We start from the raw sequence: 22,182 nt of genomic DNA on the forward strand, positions 1-22,182 counted from the left end.
GTGGTCGCCGTCTCGTCAAGCGCTACCGTAACGCCGGTGGCGGCGACAGCCGTCACCTTCGGCCCGTCATCGTCGAAACTGATCTGGCCCGAGACGTCGGCGCTGGCGCTGGCGGAGTCGCCATCGCTATCCGTGATCGTGACCTTCACGGCCAGCGAGCCGGAGGTGAGTGCAACCGTGTCGTCGGGATTACCGGTGTCGGAATGGTGGAGCGACAGATATTGCTCGACGGTCACCTTGCCGGTGGCCGGATCGATCGACAGCGCGAACGCGGCCTCGCCCTTGAACGCGCCGCCCTGCACGACTCCGACAACCACTCCGTTCGCAAGCGTCTGCAAGGTGATCGTTGAGCCGTCGGTGACGGTCAGGCCGGAAACGGCGTTCGTGACGCTCAGCTGATAGACGGTGGCGGTGCTTGCCGCCGGGCCGTCGCCGCCGAACAGCGCCGTCACATTGACCAGGGCGCCGTTGCTGGTGCCGGAGGTGATCGCCCCGGTACCGCCGATATCGGGATCATCGCCCTTGACGATGGTTCCTGTGTTGATCGCAGCCGCCATGCTCAAGGCCTGCGTTTCGTCGAGTGAGACCACGGCGCCGGCGTCGGCGACGACTGTCACCAAAGGTCCATCGTCGTGGAACTGGATCGCGCCGCCGATCTGGGCACCGCCGAATGCGCTGTCGCCATCGAAGTCGGTGACGGTCACCGAGGCTGTGATCTTGCCCGAGAGGGTCAGCACGTCGTCATGGGCAGCAGCGCTCGATCCATCGACAGTGTGCTCCAGCGGAGCGTATTGGGTGACCGTAAGCGTGCCATTGCCGTTGATGACGATGGTAAAGGCGGTGTGGGTGCCGCCGTTCTGATAAGTGCCGGTGACCGTCGTCGCATTGGTCTGCTGCAGCGTGATCGCAAAATCGCCAATGGCCGTCTTCAGGCCCGAATCGAGCGATGCGACATTGCCGGTCAGGCCCAGCGCATAGGCGATGCCGCCGCCGGCGGCGGCCCCGTCGGCACCGAAATTGGATGCAACGGAAATAATCGGGTTGGCGCTCGTCACATCGATCGGAAAGCCAGCCGGCGAACCGGCATTGGTTTCATCGAGCACCGCGGAACTGGCTGCCGTGTTGCCCACCGTCAGGGCAGGGCTGTCGTCCTCGACGATCACGGTCATGTTGGCCGTTGCCGAGCCGCCGAACGGATCCTGCACGGTAACCGGGACGACGATGGAGAGGTCATCCTCGAAGCCGGCCAGCGGGTGGTCGAGGGGACCGAGCAGGGCGATCTGGAAGGTTCCCGTGCTCGCATCCGTGATGGTGACGCTGATCACGACGTCCGATCCGACCCTGCCGACGAGATGCGTCGAATCGACCAGTTCCCACACGACGTCGGTGCCGTGCGAGGTAAGTGTCGTGGCAGGCACTCCGAGGCCGTAGGTCAGCGGATCGCCATTGGGATCCGTAGCGCCGAAGCTGCCGTTGATCACCGAAAGATTCGATTCGTCGAAGGGTGAGCCGGGATCGCCGTCCGGGTTTGCGCCGGAAAGCCCTTCTTCCGACACGCGGACGGTGAGATCGCCAAATTCCGGGTTCGCATTGGGAAGGAACAGTTCCCGCCTCTCGGCCTGCCCGAACTGCAGATCGGTCGGCGGCAAGAGCGTCGAAAGATCAAACCCATCGCCGATGCCGCCAGGAGGAATTTCAAAATTTCCACCGGCGCTCGAGGTCGAACCTCCAGGGCCAGCCGACATCGAACCATCGGCGCCGAAGGCGACATCCACATGGCTCGCCTCGAGCGCGGCGATCAAGGCGACGCGCGGTACCTCGACATCGCCAAGGACGAAGGTCGGCACGTTGAGCGCGCCGTCCTTGATCACGATAACCGAGCCGTCGGCCTGTTCGAGCACGAGATTGTGGCCGTCGACCTTGATGTTGTCGATAGAGACGTTCGCCGGAAGCTTCACGACGTTGCCGGCGTCGGCGACGTATTCGTGCGGCGCGGCTGCCGCCTGGGCCTTCGCCTCCGCGGGTGCTTCCGCCGGCGCGCCACTGCCCACATCGACCGGCACTGGTTCGGCCGCTGCCGGCGCGGCCTGTTGCGTCGAAGCCGCCTGTGCGACCTGGAACTCTGCCGGCGAGGTCTGGTCGTGACGTTCACTGGCCATGGAATGCTCGTCCCACGAACCCGAAACGGCGTCCAATTCGTTATTGATGGTCATTGCTTGTACCCCTCCGGCATTTCCCCGAAAGAGACAGCCGCAACCATTACTTTGCAACCGTCCGTCAATCTACTTTATATACCATTATATGCCTACAATGGCATTTTTTACGCGTGGTAAACTGGGAGCATATATTCTGTTATATAAGTCGATATGTGCCGGTGCGGATGAGGCCTCGCCCCCGGTTGCATGGTAAATAGAAGTATAAATTCAAATAAAATTTTACGAAAAATAGAGGAAACAAGTTTCGTCGCCATTATCTACCTTCATTGCCAATAATTTGAGACAAGATCGATACCGTCCACAGTCAAAAGGTGGGCGTTATGAAAAAAGAAAAAACCGCGCCGGGAACAGCCGGCCTCAAGCTACTCTTGCTGACGATCAGCCTCGCAGGCCTGCCGCAGCCATCGCTCGCGAGCGTCCATTTAGAGGACACCGCTTCGGTCGGCGGGCTTGTTGAAGACGTGCGGATGCCGCCCAGCCTGGGCGGCGTTTCCCTGGAAAGATTCCAGCCTTGGCGACCGGCGGTAGGATACCAGCCCGACCTGGTTTCCATGAGTTACACGATCGACGATGCCCAAGCGGGCGTTGCGCCGGCGCCTGCGAATGTCGGAATTGATCCCATCAAGACGGCAACGATTATCCCCGGCGTGTTCGGCTCGGTCGCGTTGTCCATGCATAACTTTCCCGTCGCCGCGCGGTGGGCACCGGTCTACCAGGCAATTGTCGGCTGCTCGGCGGGCAGTGCCTGCGAGCAGAAGAGCGCGGCTTTTGCCAGGCTGATCTCGTCGGCACAGGGCAAAGGGTTCAGCGAGAAACTGTCATTCGTCAACAGCGGCATCAATCACCTGATCGCCTACAGGAAGGACAGCGTCATCTATGGCAAGCTCGATTACTGGGCAAAGCCCACCGAGGTGCTCGATAAGCGCGCCGGCGACTGCGAGGATTTCGTCATACTGAAGATGACGGCGCTGCTGAGGGCCGGCATCCCCGCGCAAAGCATGGCGTTGGTTGTTCTCCAGGATCGCAGGCGGGGATTCTTCCATGCGGTCCTGTCGGTAAGCACGGCAAGTGGCGTGTTCATTCTCGACAGCCTCAACAACACCGTGCTGCGCGACAGCGATCTCCCCGATTATGTGCCGCTTTATTCCTTCAGCACGGACCGAGCCTGGATCCATGGTTCGAGATCGGGCAGCGCGCAGGTCGCGGAGATCAAGGGCGGTTTTGCAGGCGTCGCGCCCGGCGAGGGATTGCAGCCCGACACGGCTTCTGGAGCGCTTGCCCGTCGGTGAGCAACCGCGGTTCGCCGGCTTTTATGGAAAACGCCGAACCGCTCTATCTCTTTGTTTTGCGCAATTCCCAAGGGAAAGCGCTACACGCTTTTCCCGGGAAGCGTTTCGCACTTTTCCTGGAACTGCTGCTAGCCGCTGACGAATGCCATCAGCAGGTCCTGCCCGACCAGCGGTGCTCGCACGGCATTCAATTGGCCACGATATCGGCGTTCGCCGGCGCCGATGACGAACCCGCTGGCGACCGGAATCTCGCCATTGGCATCCAGCCGCGCGAAGATGTCCGCCACGTTGAGATCGAGCGCCAGCCTGAGATCCTGACGCCCGTCATCGCTCGGCGCCGTCGGCAATTGGCGCTTTACCAATTGTTGGAACGGAGCGTTGAAGGTCAGGATCTTTTTCGACGATGAAAGGGCGAAGGCGGGCGAGGGGCAGGCGACCAGTATCGCGGTGATCGTCCTGATCGACGCAAGCCTCTTCAACGTCAGGTTTTCTTCCGTCAAGCCACGAATGCAGGCAACCCTGATCGCCGATGTCAGATTGCCGGCCGGAGGCTGGCTCTCGGCGATCTCATCGACAAGCATGCCGATCGTGCATTTGCGGCTTTCCGCCATCTGCCTGAGCGACGTCCAGAACGTCCGCTCCAGGCGGATGCCGCGGCGGATGCCGCGGCGCGCGACAACCCGGAACTCCATGCCGAGGTCTTCCGTGGCCATCGGCACGAGCAACCGCTCAAGGACAGCGGGAGGCGTGGCGCTATCGTTCACTCATCGCCTCCTCTCGTGCCTTGTTTATGGGTTTCAGCAGGTAGGTCAGGATCGTCTTGCGGCCGGTCTTGATGTCGACGGAGCAGATCATGCCCGGGATGATCGAATAGGTCTTGCCATCCCGCGTCAGCGTCGACCTGTCGGTCGCGACGCGCACCTGATAATAGGGCTCGCCTGTCTTCTGGTCGACGAGACTGTCGGCGGTGATGTTCGAGACCTTGCCTTCGATGCCGCCGAAGATCGAGAAATCATAGGCGGTGACCTTGATCAGCGCCTCCTGGTCCGGCCGGATGAAGGCAACGTCGCGGGGCGAAACCCGCGCTTCGACCAGCAAGGTCTCCGAAGTCGGAACGATGCCGGCGACCACCGCGCCGGGCTGCACGAACGCGCCAACCGTATTGATGTCAAGCGTGTTGACGATACCGTCGACTGGAGAACGGATGTCGGTGCGGGCCACCTTGTCGGTCGCGCCGCGAATGGTTTCATCGACCACCGAGAGGTCAGCCAGCGCCTGCGTGAGGTCGCTCAGCGCCTCCTGTTGCAGCTGCAGGCCGAGCTCGTCGACCTGAAGCTGGGCCTCGGTGATAGCCGATTTGGCTTTCTTGGTGGTTTCTCCAGCAAGCGTCAGCTGCCCATTGAGCTCGGTCTGCTCGCGTTCGACCCGGAGTTGCTCGGTTCGCGCCATCAGGCCTTTCTTGACCATGGCTTCGACCAGCTTTGCCTCCTGGTCGCTGACGACCAGATTCTTCGTGAGGCGATCGGAATTGGCGGTCGCCTCGTCCAATTCCTTCTCGCGCTGATCGAGGCGCGACTTGAGAACCGACAGCTTGACTTCGAAGTTGTCGCGGCGGGCGACGAGCAGCTTCTGCTCGTTGTCGCAGATTTCCGGGGCGACCTTCTGGATTTCGGCCGGACATGGAAATTCGCCTTGCAGATCGCCGCTCTGCTCGAACTTCAGCCGTGCAATGCGGGTCTGTAATGCCCGTGCCTTGGCCTGTTGCTCGCCAAGGCTGGAGGTGTTGAACGTATTGTCGAGGCGGATGATGAGGTCGTTCTTCTTCACGACCTGCCCGATCTTGACGGCAATTTCCTGGACGACGCCCGGCTCGCTGGCCTGGATGATCTGCGTTTTGGAAGCAGGTATGACCTTGCCGTCGCCGCGTGCGATTTCATCCACCTCGGCAAAGGACGCCCAAGCAACGGAAGACACGAAGAGTGCACCTATGATAAATATGGACGCCGACGCAAAGAGCGGCGGCCGGTCTTCCCTTGCAAGCATTTCCCACGGCCCCAACGCATTGAATACTTTGATAGTTTTCGTTCTTCAGGTGCTTTTTTTCTGCAGCGCCTGTATCACTTGGTCCTTTGGTCCATCGGCAACGATCCTGCCTTGCTCGATGACGATAAGCCGGTCGGCAAGTTCGAGCATGCTGAAGCGGTGCGTCGAGACGATCAGCGTGGTGTTTCGATCGAAAGCCACTTTGAGCTGCTTGATCAGTTGACGCTCGGAAGCCAGATCCATCGAGCCGGACGGCTCGTCCAGGAAGACGACTTTCGGTTTCGTCAGCAACAGCCGGGCGATCGCCATCGTCTGTCTCTGGCCGCCCGAGAGATTGGTGCCGCGCTCGCCGACATTCATGTCATAGCCACGCGGGTGGCGGGAGACGAAATCGTCGACGCCGGCGGCCTTGGCCGCTTCGACGATCTGCTCATCGGTCGCCTCCGGACAGGCCATCAAAAGATTTTCCTTGATGGTGCCTGAAAACAGATCGTTCGCCTGCGCGACGATGCCGACGGCGGCGCGAACCTCGGAGGGGTGGTATTGACGGATGTCGATGCCGTCCAGCAGCAGTTCGCCGGAACTCGGCAAGAAAAGCCTGCCGATCAGCCGCCCCATCGTCGTCTTTCCCGATCCTATGCGGCCGATGATGCCGATCCGCTCCCCCGGCTTCACGGAGAAATTCAGGCCGGTCAGGACTTCGTTATCGGAGCCGGGATAGGTAAAGCCGACGTTCCGGAACACCATGGCGCCGTTGCGGATGGGCCGGTTGACGAAGCCCACAGTGTCCGGACGATCCTCCGGCTGAGCCATGATCGAATTCACCATCCGCAAAGAGAGCATGGCCTGGCGCAATCTGGACAAGGTGATGGCGATCTGCCCGAGCGGGGCCACAGCCCGGCTGGCCAGCATGACGGTGCCGATGATGGCTCCGGTGGAGACATGTCCTTCGGAGAAGGCGTAGGCGCCGGCCACCACCAGCGCGACGGTGACCAGCTGCTGGATGGCCTGCGTTATATTGCCGGCGGCGGCCGAAAGCTGCTTGATCTTCTCGGAGGTGTTGGAGGCGTTTTTGGAATGCTCTCCCCATTTTCGCAACAGGTAGGCTTCGGCGCGCAGCGACTTGATCGTCTCCAGCGTGGAAATGGATTCGACCAGCAGCGCCTGGCGCTGCGAGGCCTCGTTCATGGAGGCCGCCACACGCTTGCCGATGCGCCGCTGCGTGACCAGTCCGACGATCACCGACGCGACGAAGGCCAGCGCGGGTATCATGACCAGCCAGCCGCCTATCGCATAGATGACGAGGAGAAAAACAAACACGAAAGCCGTGTCGATGAACACGCTGATGGTGTTGGACGTGAAGAATTCGCGCACGAATTCATATTGGGTCACGCGATTTGCGTATTCGCCCGTCGAGCCCGGCCGTGCCGCCAGAGACGAGTTCAGCACCTTCTCGAACAGCATGTATGAAATGCGCAGATCCGCCTTGCGCCCGGCATAGTCGATGAGCGATGCCCGGGAGGTCTTTAGCAGCAGGTCGAACAGGATGACCGCGCCGATGCCGATGGCCAGCACCCAGAGCGTCGATATCGCTTTGTTCGGCAGGATCCTGTCGTACACGTTCATGGTGAAGATCGGCGAGGCGATGGCGAGCAGATTGATGAACACCGCCGACAGGACAACCTTCGAATAGGTGCGCCAGAACGGCCCCATCGTTCCCGTCAGCCAATGTCGCCGCTCGATTTTCGGCGCCGAGCCGACGCTCATGGCCTCCGTCGCGTTGGCGTAGGTGATCGAGAAGGACGCACCGCCGCTGATATAGCTGTTGGCCAGTTCCGACCGGCTGATCGTGGTGCGCCCGTCCTCCTGGGGAGCGGTGAAATATTCGCCGGCTTCACCATCGGCCAGCAGCGCGACCGGCAGCTGGCTGACGCGAAAGACGATCGCGGGGAGGTCGATGCGCCCCCGAACAAAGTCGCGATGGCTGAACTCGGTTATTTCAAGGCCGACGCGCTCGGCAAGATGCCGGATCGCGTCGATGTCGATGCGCGTTTCCGCCAGCGGCACGCCGGCAAAGAGCACGGTTTCGGCGCTGGGGCGGCCGAGATATGCGGCGACGGCCGAAAAGCAGGCCTTGAAAGCCTCTTTCGGTGACAGAATGTTGGGTTGCTGGTTCACGATCCGCCCGCGGGGACTCTCGATCGATCCTTAGGCCCGCCTATTTTTTCCTGACCGGTGCCAGAATATCGAACGGCACGTCGTTTTTCTGTTCCGAGGGCGTGCGCGCATAGGTTTCGGTGTCGGCCGTTTCCGGCGCGGCGAACTCGGTCCGCGCGTATGCCGTAGCCTGTTTTGGCGGGTGGACGTCCATCGTTTTCAGCAACTGCCCGGTCGCCGCCAGAAGCCGATATTGCGCGAAAAGGGATGCGTAGGACGCGGTGTCGGCCAGTGTCGCGGTGTTGAATCGCGTGTTCTGCGCATCGAGCACGTCGAGCAACGAGCGCTGACCGACCTTAAACTGTTCGCGATAGGACGCGACCAGCTTTTCGTTGGAGACTGCTTGTAGCTTCAGGGTCTTGGCCAGATCGGCCTGCCGGAAGCGACGATCCCATGACGTGCGAACGGCTTCCTCGATCTCTCGGAGAACCTGGTGCATCGCGAGCCGCTGCTCGCTGGTGCGGCGGATCTGCTCCTGCTCATTGGCCTTGTCGATGCCGCCCCGATAGAGATTCCAGCGCAACACCAGACGTGCCTGCAGATCGGATGCGTCTCCATTGTCGCCGTCAATGTCGTAGCCCGCCCGGGCAGAGCCTTCGGCAATGATCGAAGGGCCGTATTTCGCGCGCGCCGCGTCCACCAGCGAGGCCGCCGCGGCAATATCGCTGTTGGCCATGTGGACGCGCGGGTTGCTCTCGCGCGCAAGGCCCAGCGCATCGTCCAGCGACCTTGGCAGCGTGCCGGACACGTCGGCCGGCCTCGCTGCATTGGTCAGCGGCTTGCCGACGGTCTGGAAAAACCGTATCCGCGCGGCCTCCAGTTCCTCCGACGCTTCCTGCATGCGGGCCTTGGCCGCGAACAGCCGCTCCTCGGCCTGTTGCCGGTCGGCTTCGTTCAACCCGCCGCCGGCAATGCCTTCCTGGATGTCGTGGAGGATTGCTTGATGGAAGCCCAGGTTTTTCTTTGCCTCGGCAACAATCGAAGCCTGGAGCATGTATTCGAGGTAGTCCTGGACAACAGAGAGACCGATGAATTCCGACCGTTCCAGCACCCGAAACGACGCGCCATCGACGCGGGAGGCCTGGCGGTTCAATTCTGCGCGCCTTGCGCCGCTGTCATAGAGCGTCTGCGAAACGGTCAGGTCTGTTTCTGCCGGGTAAAGCGCGTCGTCCTCTATCGAGAGTGCGCGCCGTGATGAATTGTCGAGACGACGAGCGCCAGCCGACGCCTGCAGGTCGACGCTGGGCAAATAGAGGCCCTTTGCCTGACGCAATTCGAACTCGATCGCTTCGCGATTTTCTATGGCCTGGCCGATCTCCGGATTGGATTCGACCGCTACCGCCACCGCCTCCTTGAGCGTGAGGGCGTTCGCCCCCCCGCAAGTCAGCATCGTAGCCGCCATCAAAAGACCAAGGCGCTTGCCTATGGCCGACATGCCAGTTCTGTTCATTTAGCCCACCCGTTTCCCCAACGCCTTCCTCAAGGCGCTTAAGCGGGCCAACCCCAGGCCCACCATTGCCGAATTACCCGATATATTCAGAAAATACGTGAGCGAATATTAATTTAGGCGACTCTAAATGGGTTTTCCCAGTCATGAGCAGCGACATGTAGCAAAAATAACACATAACAACGGGGCCGATGGGGGTGGGAGAATGCCGATCGGCTGCAACGAAAAATGCCTTGGTTGGAGCGGTGAGGGCACTTTTTGAAAAATCGCGCAGTGGTTCCCAACAGTTGGACACGCTTGCCCGGGCCGAGACGGTGGCGCTGTTGCCGAACGGGGATGCCGGACGCGGACTATAAAACGGATGTAGCCTCCGATAAGTGCCGATAACGCGTCAATGGAATGCTGCCCATCCAGTCACAAGGATAAGGGCAAGCGTAACCAGCGCTCCCGAAACGTACAGAACCGTCCTGACACTGCCTCCCTTTGCGGCGTTTCCGCCACGTAGGTAGATTCCCAGATGAATCAGGCGTATCGCCAGGTGCAGCCCCACAAGCGCTGCCAAAGTGGTCGGTCCAACACCAACCATCATCGCCAGCACCGCGGGCACGACAAAGGGCGCCAGCGCCTCAACCGAGTTCATGTGGACGCGGTCGATCCTGTAGAGCCTGTTGTGGTCGTCCGCCGGGACTACCGGTCCTGAAAGTACCCCTGCAAATCCCTTGGACGAACCGGAATAGACCGCCAACACCACCGACAGTAAACAAAGCGTAAGCACGCCGAGGATGCTTAACCAATAGACTTCCATGTTGTCTCTGCTCCTGGAATCTCAGTGGGCGATACGGTGCTTGCGAGTCATACCCCATGAACTGCAACGCGGTTGTCAGGCTGTCCGATGGTTGAACAAGTCGTGGAACCGTTGCAGGTAGAGCGGCCAGCCCTGATCGCTATCAACTGCACCCCTCACGCCTACCCAGCCTTCCCCATGGCGCTCGAAATGCCGGTGCTCGATCTCAACCCGGGTTCTGTTCTCGGTCTCGGCCGTGAACCGGACCTCCCATTCGCTCGTCTTGTTCGGGTCGGTCTCGATCTGCCACCGAGGGCTGATGTCCCAGCTCAGAACCAGCCGGCTGGGCGGATCGTAGGCCAACACACGAGCCCAGCGGCACTCGCTGCCATCCACACCTCGGTCGTAAACGTGCCCTCCGACCCGGGGTTCGAAGATCGTTTCTGCGATCGGAACGGCAAGAAGATTGTGCTCTCGAGGTTTGAATCTCCCGAAATCCTCGGTGAAAACCTTGAAGGCACGCGCAATGGATGCCTCGACAACGACGAAATGCCTTACGGGCGCGAGTGCAGGGTCCTTACTCATGCTTGGTCCTTTTTTGGATACTCGACGGCTAATTTGTAGCCCGCCAGGGTCTTGCTCCAGAACTGGTCGATTTCCGCGCGCAGGCCTGCCAGCCCATCCTGATCGATACGGTATATGCGTTCCTTGCCCGAGCGCGTGTCGGCCACAAGCCCGGCAGCCTTGAGTATCTTCAAGTGCTGAGAGACGGCCGGCCGGGTTACAGGCAGGGCACGAGCAAGTCCGCTGACCGAACAGGGCTGTTCGACCAGCAGTTCGAAGATCGTGCGCCTTGTCGGATCTCCGAGCGCTGTCCAGTAGTTCGCGTTAGTGGCCACTAACGCGAACTTAAATCGATGGCCGCGACCTGTCAATATCGGGAGGTCAACGATGCGTCGTCCAAGCCCCCGTCCGGCTCCGCGGGATTAAAGGAAACCATTCAGCGACCTGCGCCGTCTCGTGGCGTGAACCATGCGGCCGTCGCAGGGAGTGCCCGTTGCGCTTTGACGGTATCGGCATACCGAATTGCATTTTTTGAATTGGTCTTTGCCGACCTGCCTTGGCATTTATCGAGCAGTCAGTTGATGCTGGGATCGAGGATGGCCAAAGTGGCGCAAGTCTATTGCAATCGGCGTTACATGCCCGAAGACGAGGCGCGCATCGGTCTCTTCGATCGGGGGTTCCTCTTTGCAGACGCGGTCTACGAGGTGACCGCCGTGATGGGCGGCAGGCTGATAGACAATGATTTCCATCTCAATCGTCTCCAGCGGTCGCTTGCCGAGATATGTATTCCCATGCCCGTGACGCTGCCTGAGATAGAAGCCATTCAATTGGAACTGATCTCGCTCAACGGATTGGATGAAGGAACGGTCTATCTCCAGATTTCGCGCGGCGAAGCCAAGCGCAATTTCCTGTTTCCCGATGATCTTGAGCCGACCATGGTCGCCTTCACAAGCGCCCGCAAACTCGTAGGAACCAAGGCTCAGGCCGAAGGCGTCGCCGTCGACCTGGCGCCTGATCCGCGCTGGGCGCGGCGCGACATAAAGACCGTCATGCTGCTGGGGCAGGTTCTGGCAAAGCATGCTGCAAGCGAGAAAGGCTTCGATGATGTCTGGTTTGTCGAGGGTGGACAGGTGACCGAGGGCGCATCGGCGACGGCTTTCATCGTTACGCACGACGGCCGTGTCATCACTCGCGCCAATTCTCAAGCCATCCTGCCCGGCTGCACGCGGCGAGCAGTGGCGCGTCTATGTGAAGACCAGGGCATTTTGTTTGAAGAGCGTGCGTTCTCGCCAGAGGAGGCGTTTTCGGCGGCGGAAGCGTTCCTGACCTCCGCCTCCAGCCTGGTCACCCCCGTCATCCGTATTGCCGGCCACAGGATCGGAAACGGCCAACCTGGTCCATTGACACGCCGCCTGCAGGAAATTTACGTCCAGACAGCTTTTGCAGAGATGAACGGGCATGCGGCCGGAAGAGCGGCCCTTGCTTGATGAGTGGGATGTGAAAATGGGCGCGGCACGGCGTTTAGGCCTTTGCATGGGGCGGCTGCCGCCCGGCCCGAACAATGCGATCACGGACGTGCCGGGTGTCCTGGTCGGCCATAAGACGATCATCGCCGACGGACTTGCGACAGGCGTCACCGCCGTCTTGCCCCATGGCGGCGACCTGTTCAGATCCAAGGTCAGGGCGGCGGTCGATATCATCAACGGTTTCGGCAAGTCCGTCGGGCTCATGCAATTGTCCGAACTGTGCACGATCGAAACGCCGATCCTTCTGACCAACACGTTCTCGGTCGCACCATGTGCGGAGGCGCTGATCAAGCGTGCCATTGCCGCCAACCCGGAGATCGGGCGCAAGACCAGCACGGTCAACCCCGTCGTTTGCGAATGCAACGACGGCGGCATCAATGATATTCAGGCAATGGCGGTCACCCGGCATGACGCCGAAGCGGCGCTGGATGCCGCGAGCGCCGGTCCGGTCGAACAGGGCAGCATCGGCGCCGGCACCGGAATGACGTCGTTTGGCTTCAAGGCGGGTATCGGCAGCGCGTCCAGGTCTGTCGAGATCGGGTCTCGCGCCTTCACGCTTGGCGCTCTGGTGTTGTCCAACTTCGGCAGGGCAGGGGATCTTGTCCTCCCGGATGGCCGCAGTGCCGATCCCAAAGGGCTCGGCGAGCCTGAAAGCGGGTCGATCATCATCATTCTCGGCACGGATATTCCTCTTGACGACCGGCAATTGAACCGTGCCGCCAGCCGGGCCGGCGCCGGCATTGCCCGCCTCGGTTCGTATTGGGGACACGGCAGTGGCGATATCGCCATCGCCTTCACGACCGCCGATCCTCTGCCGCACGTCTCGCCTTCACCGTTCATTTCGATTTCGCGTGTCGATGACAGATACATCGACCTCGTTTTCGAAGCGGTTGTGGAAACCACGGTCGAGGCCGTTCTGAACGCCCTGTGCGCCGCGCAAGGCGTGGCTGGACGAAATAGACGCAGGATTCCGGCGTTGACCGACTGGCTGAAGGAGCCCCTTTGAGCATGAAGATTTTCATTTCGGCCGATATCGAAGGCACCTCGGGCATTCAATCCTGGGACGAGGCGGAAAGAACGCATGCCGACCACAGGGAATTCCGCGAACTGATGACCGGGGAGGTCCTGGCCGCCTGCGAAGGAGCGCGAGCCGCTGGCGCCACCGAAATCATGATCAAGGATGCGCATGACAGCGGGCGCAACCTTATTCTCGAACGCATGCCGCCTTTCGCGCGCATCGTGAGGGGCTGGTCGGGACATCCGGACGCAATGATGTTCGGGATCGATGAAAGCTTCGATGCCGCGCTTTATACCGGCTACCATTCCAAGGCCGGCGTCGAGGACAACCCGCTTGCACACACATCGACATTGCGAATATCGCGGCTGATCCTGAATGGCGAAACAGCGTCCGAATTCACATTGAATGCGTTGTGCGCCGCGCGCTATGGCGTGCGCTCGGTATTTCTTTCCGGCGACGAAGGCATTTGCGCCGACGCCAGAGCCCTCGTCCCGGGGATAGCCACTGTCGAAACCCTCAAAGGCATCGGCGCGGCCACCATCTCCCTGGCGCCTGCGTCGGCGCGCGGCGCAATATGCGAGGGCGTTGAAAGGGCGTTGCGCGACAGGGCGCGGCAAGCTTTGCCGTCAATGCCGGAAAGGGTCGAGATCATCATCGAATTCAGCAATCCCGTCGATGCCTATCGCGCTTCCTGGTATCCCGGAGTGCGCCGGCACGGGCCACGTGCCGTCGCCTTTGCATCGAACGACTATTTCGAGGTGCTGCGCGCCTTCCGCTTCATGAAGAGCTGAAGGTCGCCGTGCCCGCGGCTGGCGCGGCGGGCTTCAACGTTTGCGCCAGCGCCTTGGATGATTGCCAAAGAGCCTCTACCATGGTGCTTCGCGTCTTCTCCGAGCTGCGATACAATCGTATCTCGAGATCGAGCGTCCATGTGCTGTCATTCGAACAGATGACAAGGGCTCCATTGGAGATGTCGTTCTCGACGAGGCTTTCTGGCAGCCAGCAGATGCCCGCGCCGGTCAGCGCAAGTTCCTTGAGTCCGGCGCTTATTGTGCTTTCATGCACTGTCTGACGCCGGAACGGCGAGTGCTTCGAGAACAGTTTTCCGAGGGCGACACCAAAGAAAGAGCTGTAACCATAGCCCAGATAGGGCAAAGCTCGCTTTGCCGTTTCCGGACTGTCCAGAATGCCCGCCGCGGGCACGGTCGACTTGTCGAAGCGCAGTTCCGGCGCCGCGACCGGGATGAGCCGATCCGATCCGATAGCCAGATGAGAAAACTTGTCGCGATCCAGGTGAAACGGCACTTCACGGTGCGCATAGGTCAGGAAGAAGTCGGTTTCGCCATCGGTCAGTGCAGCCAGGTTCGCCTCGATGCCACCCCTGTCAGCCATGAAGGATGTGCCGAAGGTGCGAGTGTTCCGCTGCACCTCCCGCAGCCAAACCGGAAAGAACGTGATGGTCAATGTGTGAAGGGCCGCAAAGCGTACAAGCCCCTGTTCCGCAGGCGGGCGCAGAGACTCGCGCACCGAATAGAACATCCTGATGGCGTCTTGCGCCATCGGAAGAAAATTGCGTCCGGCCGATGTCAGTTCGGCCGGCATGGTGGCGCGACTGATGAGCGGTGCTCCGAGCCACGTCTCAAGCTGCTTGATGCGCCGACTGAAGGCCGACTGGGTGACATTGCGGATTTCGGCTGCCCGCGAAAAGCTCGAGGTTTCTGCAAGCGTCACGAAATCTTCGAGCCATTTGATTTCCACGCGGCCTCTCCTCCACTGCGTTCGAGCATTGATCCAGCCGCAATGGGAGCATATTTCATTATAATTGCAATGTTATGCAAATTTTGCATGCTTGATTGCGAAAACCGAATTGGCCTTGTGATCGCCGACGCCCCAACGTCTGCAAAACGAAAAAGCTGGCAACTGGAGCCGGTGGCAGGGGAACGTGACGTCGAGCGCGGGAGAAGAATCTGACCGCACACGAAACGGAATGCCACTCAAAGTCAAATCTATGTCGGCGACGTCCGTGAACGCCGGGGGAGAAGAAAAGGCAGCATGAATTCGCAGAACCAAGCCGATCTCGTTTTGCATGGCGGCAAGATTTGGACCGGTTACGGAAATCCGATCGCGGAGGCGATTGCGGTCTTGGGCAACCAGGTCGTGGCCAGTGGCTCCAACGCCGATATCAAGCCCCTGATCGGAAAGGGCACGAGGGTCGTGGATCTGGCCGGGCGCTTCGCAATGCCCGGTTTGAACGATGCGCACCTGCATCTGATCTCGACGGGGCTCCTGCGTGGCAAGGTCGATGCGACGCCCGATGCCGCGCCGACCCGCGGCGCGCTGATGGCTGCGCTGCGGGCACGGGCCGCCGAAACGCCCAAAGGCGCATGGGTGACCGCGCGCGGTTTTGACCAGACCCGATATCCGGACGCACTGATGCCGACCGTGAAGGAGCTGGACGCCGCCCTGCCGGATCATCCCGTTTCGGTCACGCGCGCCTGCGGCCATGTCACTGTCGTGAATTCGCTGGCGCTGGCGCTGGCGGGAATCGATATCGACACGCCCGATCCGGATGGTGGCGTCATTGGGCGCGAGGCCGGGCAACTGACCGGAATGCTGGCTGAGAACGCCCAGAACCTCGTCTACGACGTCCAGCCGACACCCTCTTTCGCCGAGATACTCGATGCTATCGAAGCGGGGGGCCGTGACCTCCTACGGTTCGGCATAACGTCCTGCATGGACGCGGCCACTGGCCAGATCGACGGTATGACCGAGATCGAGGCTTATCATGAGGCCGAGCGCAGCGGCCGGCTCCCGGTACGGGTCTGGGCAACACTTCTGGGCGACCCCGGTTCGTCCATCGTCGAGCCTTGCCATGCCGCGGGTCTCGTTACCGGGGTCGGCAGCGACATGTTCCGCATAGGCGGCGTGAAGATATTCACGGACGGCTCGGCCGGCGGACGCACGGCCTGGATGCGCCAGCCATATATTGGCCAGCCTGACAATTTCGGTGTCCGGATGCTGCCAGACGCTCAATTGTTCGAACTGGTCGACCGCTACACCGCAATGGGCTACACCATGGTCTGCCATGGCATTGGCGATGCCGCCATCGACCAGCTCGTGCGCGCTTATGAACGTGTGCGCGCCGCCAGGCCGGATCACAAGCACCGGCACCGGATCGAGCATTGCGGTTATGTCGATGGTGCCATCAATCAGCGGATGTTGAAGGCAGGCATCCTGCCTGCGCCGCAGCAGGCCTTCATCTATGATTTCGGCGACGCCTACGTCTCGGTTCTCGGGCCGGAGCGCGGGTTGCGCTCCTATCCGATCGGAACCTGGGATCGCCTCGGCATGAAGCCGTCCACCGGCAGCGACTCGCCGGTCTGTTCGCCCAATCCCTTCCCGGACCTCTACGCCATGCTGACGCGCAAGACGCACAAGGGCACGGTAATGGACGCTTCCGAAAAACTGACGTCCGAACAGGCGTTGCGCGCCTATACCGAACACGGTGCCTACTCCCAGGGCGCGGAAATGGTGAAGGGCCGGCTGGAGCCTGGAATGCTCGCGGACATCGCCGTGTTCTCCAACGACCTCCTGACGGCCACACCGGAGACAATCCTGCGTGAAACGCGCTGTGAGATGACAATTCTGGATGGGCGCATCGTCCATGAAGGAAGTTGAGGCGGGATGCCGGCTGGGCCCGTCTCTGACAGGAAATCAACAACGAACCACAGGGAGGAATTGAGGGATGTTGAACAGACTTGGCTTGATCGCGGCGCTTGCGCTTGGAACGGCGACCGCCGCGCTGGCGCAGGACGCCACACCGAAGGATGGGGGGAAATTGGTGTTCACCGCGCCCTATGGCAACTCCATCACATCGCTGGACATCACGGCGACACCGCATACGCAAGACGAGATCGTGGCCAAAGCGATCAACCGCTCCCTCTACAAATGGAACCCGGAAAGCGGCAAGCCTGAGCTCGACCTCGCCGAAACGGTAGAGAAGTCGGCGGATGGCAAGACCTATACCTACAAGCTCCGGGAAGCGACCTTTCACAATGGCGACAAGCTCGACGCCGATGACGTGATCTGGTCCTACAACCGTCTTGCCGATCCCAAGAAGGCCCTGCCGGGCGCCGAGCAGATGTTGCAGATCGCCGGCGTCGCCGAATTTCAGGCAGGCAAGGCCGATCATATTTCCGGGTTGAGGAAGATCGACGACAGGACCATCGAAATCACCTTCATCAACCTGGCCGATCCGGGCTGGAACCTGATGTCCAACTATGCGCCGATCTACTCCAAGGACTATCCGGAGGATCAGCTGGCCTCCAAGCCGAACGGCCTTGGCCCGTTCAAGCTCGCCAATTACGTTGCGGGCTCGAAGGTCGAACTGGAGAAGTTCGACGGCTATTATGAGAAGGGCAAGCCGCATCTCGACAAGCTCGACATCATGCTGATGGGCGAAGCTTCGGCTCGCGACGTCGCCTTCCGCAACGCGGAGATCGATACCAACGTTCTCGGCCCTGTGCAGTATGAGGCCTACAGCCAGGATCCGGCGCTGAAGGATCACATCCTTGAGGTGGCCGAAGTCTACACCCGCAATATCGGCTTCAATCCGAAGGTCGAGGCATTCAAGGACAAGCGCGTCCGGCAGGCGATCAATTATGCGATCAACAAGGACCTGATTGTCGAGAAGCTCTTGAAGAACAAGGCTTATCCCGCGGTCTCCTGGCTGCCGATTTCATCGCCGGCCTTCGACAAGGACGCCAAGCCCTATGCCTATGATCCGGAAAAGGCCAAGGAACTGCTGAAGGAGGCAGGGTTCGAGACCGGTCTGAAGTTCTCGGTCACCGCGACCTCGAACGAAAGCTGGGGCCTGCCGATCGTCGAGGCGATCATCCCGATGCTGGCCAAGGTGGGCGTCACCGTGACGACCGACCCGGTGGAAAGCTCGGTCCTGTCCGACAAGATCCTGTCCGACAATTTTGATGCCTTTATCTGGTCGAACTCGTCGGGCCCGGATCCGCTGAAATATCTGAACTGCTTCTATTCGAAGACATCGCAAACCGCCTGCAACTACGTCAAGTTCAACAATGCCGACTTCGACAAGCTGATCGAGCAGGCAGGCAACGAAACCGATCCGGCCAAACAGAACGATCTTCTGAGGCAAGCCAACAACCTGCTGCAGGACGAGGCTCCGGTCTGGTTCTTCAATTACAACAAGGCCGTCATGGCCTACCAGCCATGGGTCCACGGGCTGAAGCCGAACGGCGCGGAACTGGCTATCCAGGATTACGAGGACATCTGGATCGACGACAGCGCACCCGCATCACGCAAGTAGCGCGATGGCATAGCTGGCGGGCGGGACCGGTTTGTACGGCCCCGCCCACCGCATGGCGCCCACTCCTCGCCCGCCGCATGGCGCCCAGTTGTTGAAAGGCAGGATTCGCGGATGTCGCGCTTCATCTTTCGTCGCACGCTGCAGATGATCCCGACCCTGCTGGCGGTCGTGCTGATCATTTTCGTGATATTCAGCGTCGTCCCCGGCAGCTTCATATCGAGCCTGATGTCGGAGGGGCGCAACGCCACGAATGCCGATGTGATGGCGCATCTGAACGAGCAGTTCGGGCTGGACAAGCCTCTGCCGGTCCGCCTGTGGGACTATCTGTGGGGGCTGGCGCATTTCGACCTTGGAATTTCCTACCGCACCCGCGAACCGGTGTGGAACGTGATCGAGCCGCGGCTCTGGCCTTCGATCAAACTGGCGCTGGCGGCGATGGGCTTTGCCGCGGCAGTCGGTATTCCTCTGGGATTTCTGGCCGCGCTGAAGCCCGGCAGCGTGTTGGACACCGGCACGATGATGCTGGCGGTTTCCGGCCTGTCGGTTCCCGAATTCTGGCTAGGTTTGCTGCTAATGTACGTCTTTGCGCTGCAGCTCGGTCTGCTGCCGAGCTTCGGCTACCAGCCCGGCGGCATCCGCTACATCATATTGCCTGCCATCGCGCTCGGCGTATCGCCGATGGCGCTCCTGGCGCGAACCACCCGCGCTGGCGTTCTGGACGTGATGAACGCGGATTTCGTGCGAACGGCGCGAGCCAAAGGGTTGACCGAACCGCGTCTGGTGCGCAGTCACGTCACCCGCAACGTGCTGGTGTTGATCCTGACCACGCTTGGCCTTCAGATCGGTTCGCTCATGGGGCAGGCGATCGTGATCGAGAAACTGTTTTCCTGGCCAGGGATCGGGTCGCTTCTGGTCGACAGCGTGTCGGCACGCGACATTCCCGTGGTTCAGGGTACGGTCATCGTGATCGTGTTGTGGTTCCTTGTCATCAACATGCTGGTCGATATCGCCTATGCCATGATCGACCCGCGCATCAAGGTGGCCTGATCCATGCGGTTGCGTTTCAATTTCGCCCTTGGCCTGGCGCTGGCGTTGCTCGTGGTCGCCGCAGCCGTCAGCGCCGGCTGGATTGCCCCGTACAACCCGATATTCGACGCCGACCTGATGAATTCTGAAATGCCGCCGAGCTGGGACCATCTTTTGGGCACGGACGGGCAGGGTCGCGACGTCTTTTCCCGTATCCTCTACGGCGCCAGGGTGTCGCTGACCGTCGGCCTCGTTTCGCAGTTGATCAACTCGTGCATCGGTATGGCGCTTGGGGTTTCGGCCGGTTATTTCGGAGGCTGGTGGGACGACCTGGTGAACGGGCTGACCAACGTCATGCTGGCGATCCCATCCCTGGTCTTCGCGCTCGCCATCATGGCGGTGTTGGGACCCGGCTTGCCAAGTCTCCTGATCGCATTGGGCCTGACCAACTGGTCCTGGACCTGCCGCATCGCCCGCAGCTCCACCTTGTCGCTCAAGAATCAGGGCTTCGTGCAGGCCGCCAGGGCGGCCGGCTTCAGCGACGCCAACATCATGCGCACGCAGATACTGCCGAATATCGTCGGTCCGGTGCTGGTCATCGCGACACTTGGCATCGGCGGCGCGGTTCTGGCGGAAGCTGCACTGTCTTTCCTCGGCGTCGGCATCCGGCCACCACAGCCGAGCTGGGGGAACATGCTGACCGACGCGCGCGAACTGATCCGCACCGCCCCCTGGGCCTCGCTGTTCCCCGGCCTCGCAATCTTCGCCACGGTCCTTGGCTTCAATCTGCTCGGTGACGGGCTGCGCGACATGCTGGATCCGCATATGAGGATAAGGCAGGCATGAGCGGCATTCTTCCCGACCCTGTTCTGTCCATCCGCGACTTGCGCATCGGCGTCGGCAAGCGGAACGAAATCCTTCACGGCGTGTCTTTCGATATCCTGCCTGGGGAAACTTACGGACTTGTCGGCGAATCCGGTTCGGGCAAAAGCATCACCGGCCTTTCGGTGATGGGGTTGCTTAAACGCCCGCTGGAGGTGACCGGCGGCTCGATCTTCTTCCGGAGCCAGGACGTGTTGAAGCTTGGCAGCCGCGCCAGGCGCCGTCTGCGCGGCGACCGTATGGCGATGGTGTTTCAAGAGCCCATGACGGCGCTCAATCCGCTGATGGCGATTGGCCGTCAGATCGCGGAAATGTTCGTCGTTCACAGGGGCTTCGGGTGGTCGGATGCGCGCAGGAAAGCCGTCGAGGCACTGGAAAGTGTTCGTGTGCCGGCGCCCGAGGAACGCGCCCTGTCCTACCCCCATCAACTGTCGGGAGGGATGCGCCAGCGCGTCATGGTCGCCATTGCACTGGCCTGCCGTCCCGACCTGCTGATTGCGGACGAGCCGACCACCGCACTTGATGTGACGGTCCAGGCAGGCGTCCTGGAATTGCTTGCCGAGCTTTGCACGGCTGAAGGAACGGCCGTGCTGCTGGTCAGTCACGATTTGGGCGTGATCGCCAATATGTGCCGGCGCGTCGGGGTCATGGACCGGGGGCGGCTCGTCGAGGAGCAGGACACCAAGGCTCTGTTCGAAAATCCGCTGCATCCCTATACCCGAGGCCTGCTCGCGGCACGCCCTCGCCTGGGGTCGCGAACGCTGGTTGGACGCGCCCGCCTGACCGAACTGGACCAGGTCGTGGGCAGCGAGGAGCGTGGACGCGACGCACCGACGCTGACCACGCCGCGCGGCCTTGGTCTGGAGGCGACCGCATGAACCAGCCTCTTCTGGAAATCCGCGACCTCAACGTCCATTTCCCGCTGCCGCGTCGCTCGCTGTTGGGGCCAAAGCGGACGCTTCGTGCCGTTCAGGGCGTGAATCTGACCCTGAACGACGGAGAGTGCCTGTCCATCGTCGGTGAATCCGGCTGCGGAAAATCCACCACCGCGCTGACCGTGATGGGTCTGCAGGAGCCGACTTCGGGAAGAATCCTGTTCCAGGGCAAGCCGTTGACAGGCCCTGGCGCTCCCGCCCGCAAGGAGCGCGCGCGCATCGCTCAGATGGTGTTTCAGGACCCGTATGCGTCGCTGAATCCGCGCCAGACCATCGGCCGCATGCTGTCCTCGCAGCTTTCCCTGCATGGAATTGCCAAGGGAAGCGAGGCCAGCCACCGCGTCGCCGAGATGCTGACCCGCGTCGGCCTGACGCCCGATCACGCCGACCGTTATCCGCATGAATTCTCCGGTGGGCAGCGCCAGCGGATCGGCATCGCGCGGGCGTTGATGCTTGATCCGAAGATCCTGGTGCTGGACGAGCCGGTGTCGGCATTGGACGTGTCCATCCAGGCGCAGATCATCAACCTGCTGATGGACCTGCAGGAAACGCTGGGCTTGAGCTACATCATGATCTCCCACGATCTGAGCGTGGTCGAGCATGTCAGCGACAGGGTTGCCGTCATGTATTTCGGCCGCGTGGTGGAAGAGGGTGACTGGCATTCGATTTTTAGTCGCCCGACGCATCCCTACACGCGTCGCCTGATCGGTTCGGTTCCCGATCCCGACGCGATCCTGACCGGGGCACGCGCCTTGCCGGATGCTGCCTTCGTCCCAGACGCCGCCCGCTTTTCGCCCGACATTTCGCGCCGTCCGGACCCCGACGAAGAACCCGAGTCAAGCGAGCTTGTCGAGATCGGCCGCGGTCATCGCGTGCGTCTCGCGCAATAGGAATTGC

General features: G+C 61.1%; 20 protein-coding genes. 10 read left to right on the forward strand and 10 right to left on the reverse strand.

The genetic code is table 11. The features are described from left to right. Positions 1-2,213 (reverse strand): DUF5801 repeats-in-toxin domain-containing protein (locus FJ949_RS16445; RefSeq protein WP_140497311.1); only part of this gene is annotated, 2,213 nt, incomplete at its 3' end. A gap of 323 nt (positions 2,214-2,536) precedes the next feature. Here FJ949_RS16445 and FJ949_RS16450 point away from each other — a divergent pair. Then, positions 2,537-3,505: a transglutaminase-like cysteine peptidase gene (locus tag FJ949_RS16450; protein WP_140497314.1), complete on the forward strand. Its 969-nt coding sequence runs from the start codon at positions 2,537-2,539 to the stop codon at positions 3,503-3,505. A gap of 128 nt (positions 3,506-3,633) precedes the next feature. Here FJ949_RS16450 and FJ949_RS16455 read toward each other — a convergent pair whose 3' ends face one another. The 7 genes from FJ949_RS16455 to FJ949_RS16485 all read right to left on the reverse strand — a co-directional run bounded on the left by FJ949_RS16455 (position 3,634) and on the right by FJ949_RS16485 (position 10,895). Next, on the reverse strand, positions 3,634-4,269 hold the full coding sequence (locus FJ949_RS16455) for a ribbon-helix-helix domain-containing protein (RefSeq protein WP_140497316.1): 636 nt from the start codon (positions 4,267-4,269) through the stop codon (positions 3,634-3,636). Further along, positions 4,259-5,548, reverse strand: a complete 1,290-nt coding sequence (locus FJ949_RS16460) for an HlyD family type I secretion periplasmic adaptor subunit (protein ID WP_140497322.1) — start codon at positions 5,546-5,548, stop codon at positions 4,259-4,261. Before FJ949_RS16460 ends, FJ949_RS16455 begins: the two co-directional genes overlap by 11 nt. A 45-nt stretch (positions 5,549-5,593) precedes the next feature. Further along, the gene (locus tag FJ949_RS16465; protein ID WP_140497324.1) at positions 5,594-7,726 is read right to left on the reverse strand and encodes a type I secretion system permease/ATPase; all 2,133 of its coding nucleotides are present in this window, start codon (positions 7,724-7,726) and stop codon (positions 5,594-5,596) included. A 40-nt stretch (positions 7,727-7,766) separates the two neighbouring features. Next, positions 7,767-9,215, reverse strand: coding sequence for a TolC family protein (locus FJ949_RS16470; protein ID WP_140497326.1), 1,449 nt, complete (start codon positions 9,213-9,215; stop codon positions 7,767-7,769). Positions 9,216-9,603: 388 nt separating this feature from the next. Further along, positions 9,604-10,017, reverse strand: a complete 414-nt coding sequence (locus FJ949_RS16475) for an MAPEG family protein (RefSeq protein ID WP_140497328.1) — start codon at positions 10,015-10,017, stop codon at positions 9,604-9,606. Positions 10,018-10,092: 75 nt separating this feature from the next. Beyond that, positions 10,093-10,581 carry an SRPBCC family protein gene (locus tag FJ949_RS16480; protein ID WP_140497330.1) on the reverse strand — a complete coding sequence of 163 codons (489 nt, stop codon included), beginning with the start codon at positions 10,579-10,581 and terminating at the stop codon, positions 10,093-10,095. Beyond that, positions 10,578-10,895 (reverse strand): metalloregulator ArsR/SmtB family transcription factor, encoded by a 318-nt coding sequence (locus FJ949_RS16485; RefSeq protein WP_210239498.1) that lies wholly within the window; start codon positions 10,893-10,895, stop codon positions 10,578-10,580. Before FJ949_RS16485 ends, FJ949_RS16480 begins: the two co-directional genes overlap by 4 nt. Before the next feature lie 261 nt (positions 10,896-11,156). Here FJ949_RS16485 and FJ949_RS16490 point away from each other — a divergent pair, with 261 nt between their 5' ends. The 3 genes from FJ949_RS16490 to FJ949_RS16500 are packed head-to-tail and all read left to right on the forward strand — an operon-like array spanning position 11,157 to position 13,895. Further along, positions 11,157-12,047: a D-amino-acid transaminase gene (locus FJ949_RS16490; protein WP_140498074.1), complete on the forward strand. Its 891-nt coding sequence runs from the start codon at positions 11,157-11,159 to the stop codon at positions 12,045-12,047. Between the two features lie 16 nt (positions 12,048-12,063). Then, complete coding sequence (locus FJ949_RS16495; protein WP_140497334.1) at positions 12,064-13,092, forward strand: P1 family peptidase; 1,029 nt, start codon at positions 12,064-12,066, stop codon at positions 13,090-13,092. 2 nt (positions 13,093-13,094) lie between these two features. Then, positions 13,095-13,895 carry a M55 family metallopeptidase gene (locus FJ949_RS16500; protein ID WP_140497336.1) on the forward strand — a complete coding sequence of 267 codons (801 nt, stop codon included), beginning with the start codon at positions 13,095-13,097 and terminating at the stop codon, positions 13,893-13,895. On the opposite strand, the gene FJ949_RS16505 is transcribed toward FJ949_RS16500, so the two are convergent. Together FJ949_RS16505 and FJ949_RS30665 are read right to left on the reverse strand one after the other, a co-directional pair. Beyond that, on the reverse strand, positions 13,882-14,862 hold the full coding sequence (locus tag FJ949_RS16505; RefSeq protein WP_140497338.1) for a LysR family transcriptional regulator: 981 nt from the start codon (positions 14,860-14,862) through the stop codon (positions 13,882-13,884). The two genes, FJ949_RS16500 and FJ949_RS16505, sit on opposite strands and share 14 nt — an antisense overlap. 72 nt (positions 14,863-14,934) lie before the next feature. Then, positions 14,935-15,372, reverse strand: coding sequence for a hypothetical protein (locus tag FJ949_RS30665; RefSeq protein WP_224519091.1), 438 nt, complete (start codon positions 15,370-15,372; stop codon positions 14,935-14,937). Between FJ949_RS30665 and FJ949_RS16510 the strand changes: the two genes are divergently transcribed. The 6 genes from FJ949_RS16510 (at position 15,343) to FJ949_RS16535 (ending at position 22,175) form a co-directional block, all read left to right on the forward strand. Beyond that, positions 15,343-16,782, forward strand: coding sequence for an amidohydrolase (locus FJ949_RS16510; RefSeq protein ID WP_246680013.1), 1,440 nt, complete (start codon positions 15,343-15,345; stop codon positions 16,780-16,782). The two genes, FJ949_RS30665 and FJ949_RS16510, sit on opposite strands and share 30 nt — an antisense overlap. A 67-nt stretch (positions 16,783-16,849) precedes the next feature. Continuing rightward, complete coding sequence (locus tag FJ949_RS16515) at positions 16,850-18,442, forward strand: ABC transporter substrate-binding protein (RefSeq protein ID WP_140497342.1); 1,593 nt, start codon at positions 16,850-16,852, stop codon at positions 18,440-18,442. 111 nt (positions 18,443-18,553) lie between these two features. Next, positions 18,554-19,489: an ABC transporter permease gene (locus tag FJ949_RS16520; protein ID WP_140497345.1), complete on the forward strand. Its 936-nt coding sequence runs from the start codon at positions 18,554-18,556 to the stop codon at positions 19,487-19,489. Between the two features lie 3 nt (positions 19,490-19,492). Continuing rightward, positions 19,493-20,314, forward strand: coding sequence for an ABC transporter permease (locus FJ949_RS16525; RefSeq protein ID WP_140497347.1), 822 nt, complete (start codon positions 19,493-19,495; stop codon positions 20,312-20,314). Next, entirely contained in the window at positions 20,311-21,228 is a 918-nt protein-coding gene (locus FJ949_RS16530; RefSeq protein ID WP_140497349.1) for an ABC transporter ATP-binding protein, read from the forward strand. The genes FJ949_RS16525 and FJ949_RS16530 overlap by 4 nt, the downstream gene beginning before the upstream one ends. After that, positions 21,225-22,175, forward strand: coding sequence for an ATP-binding cassette domain-containing protein (locus tag FJ949_RS16535; protein WP_140497351.1), 951 nt, complete (start codon positions 21,225-21,227; stop codon positions 22,173-22,175). Before FJ949_RS16530 ends, FJ949_RS16535 begins: the two co-directional genes overlap by 4 nt. Positions 22,176-22,182: the final 7 nt, after the last annotated feature.

Origin of the sequence: Mesorhizobium sp. B2-4-1, from assembly GCF_006442185.1 — a bacterium.
GTDB lineage: Bacteria > Pseudomonadota > Alphaproteobacteria > Rhizobiales > Rhizobiaceae > Mesorhizobium.

Excerpts from the sequence above, each read along its gene's own strand:
- FJ949_RS16460 (WP_140497322.1), bottom strand. The coding sequence starts at position 5,548 with ATGCTTGCAAGGGAAGACCGGCCGCCGCTCTTTGCGTCGGCGTCCATA.
- FJ949_RS16480 (WP_140497330.1), bottom strand. The coding sequence starts at position 10,581 with ATGAGTAAGGACCCTGCACTCGCGCCCGTAAGGCATTTCGTCGTTGTC.
- FJ949_RS30665 (WP_224519091.1), bottom strand. The coding sequence starts at position 15,372 with ATGCAGGTGCGCATCGTTCAAACCGGGCATTGCGAAGCGCCCGGCCAG.
- FJ949_RS16490 (WP_140498074.1), top strand. The coding sequence starts at position 11,157 with ATGGCCAAAGTGGCGCAAGTCTATTGCAATCGGCGTTACATGCCCGAA.
- FJ949_RS16475 (WP_140497328.1), bottom strand. The coding sequence starts at position 10,017 with ATGGAAGTCTATTGGTTAAGCATCCTCGGCGTGCTTACGCTTTGTTTA.
- FJ949_RS16515 (WP_140497342.1), top strand. The coding sequence starts at position 16,850 with ATGTTGAACAGACTTGGCTTGATCGCGGCGCTTGCGCTTGGAACGGCG.
- FJ949_RS16525 (WP_140497347.1), top strand. The coding sequence starts at position 19,493 with ATGCGGTTGCGTTTCAATTTCGCCCTTGGCCTGGCGCTGGCGTTGCTC.
- FJ949_RS16450 (WP_140497314.1), top strand. The coding sequence starts at position 2,537 with ATGAAAAAAGAAAAAACCGCGCCGGGAACAGCCGGCCTCAAGCTACTC.
- FJ949_RS16520 (WP_140497345.1), top strand. The coding sequence starts at position 18,554 with ATGTCGCGCTTCATCTTTCGTCGCACGCTGCAGATGATCCCGACCCTG.
- FJ949_RS16510 (WP_246680013.1), top strand. The coding sequence starts at position 15,343 with ATGCCCGGTTTGAACGATGCGCACCTGCATCTGATCTCGACGGGGCTC.
- FJ949_RS16530 (WP_140497349.1), top strand. The coding sequence starts at position 20,311 with ATGAGCGGCATTCTTCCCGACCCTGTTCTGTCCATCCGCGACTTGCGC.
- FJ949_RS16470 (WP_140497326.1), bottom strand. The coding sequence starts at position 9,215 with ATGAACAGAACTGGCATGTCGGCCATAGGCAAGCGCCTTGGTCTTTTG.
- FJ949_RS16495 (WP_140497334.1), top strand. The coding sequence starts at position 12,064 with ATGGGCGCGGCACGGCGTTTAGGCCTTTGCATGGGGCGGCTGCCGCCC.
- FJ949_RS16535 (WP_140497351.1), top strand. The coding sequence starts at position 21,225 with ATGAACCAGCCTCTTCTGGAAATCCGCGACCTCAACGTCCATTTCCCG.
- FJ949_RS16500 (WP_140497336.1), top strand. The coding sequence starts at position 13,095 with ATGAAGATTTTCATTTCGGCCGATATCGAAGGCACCTCGGGCATTCAA.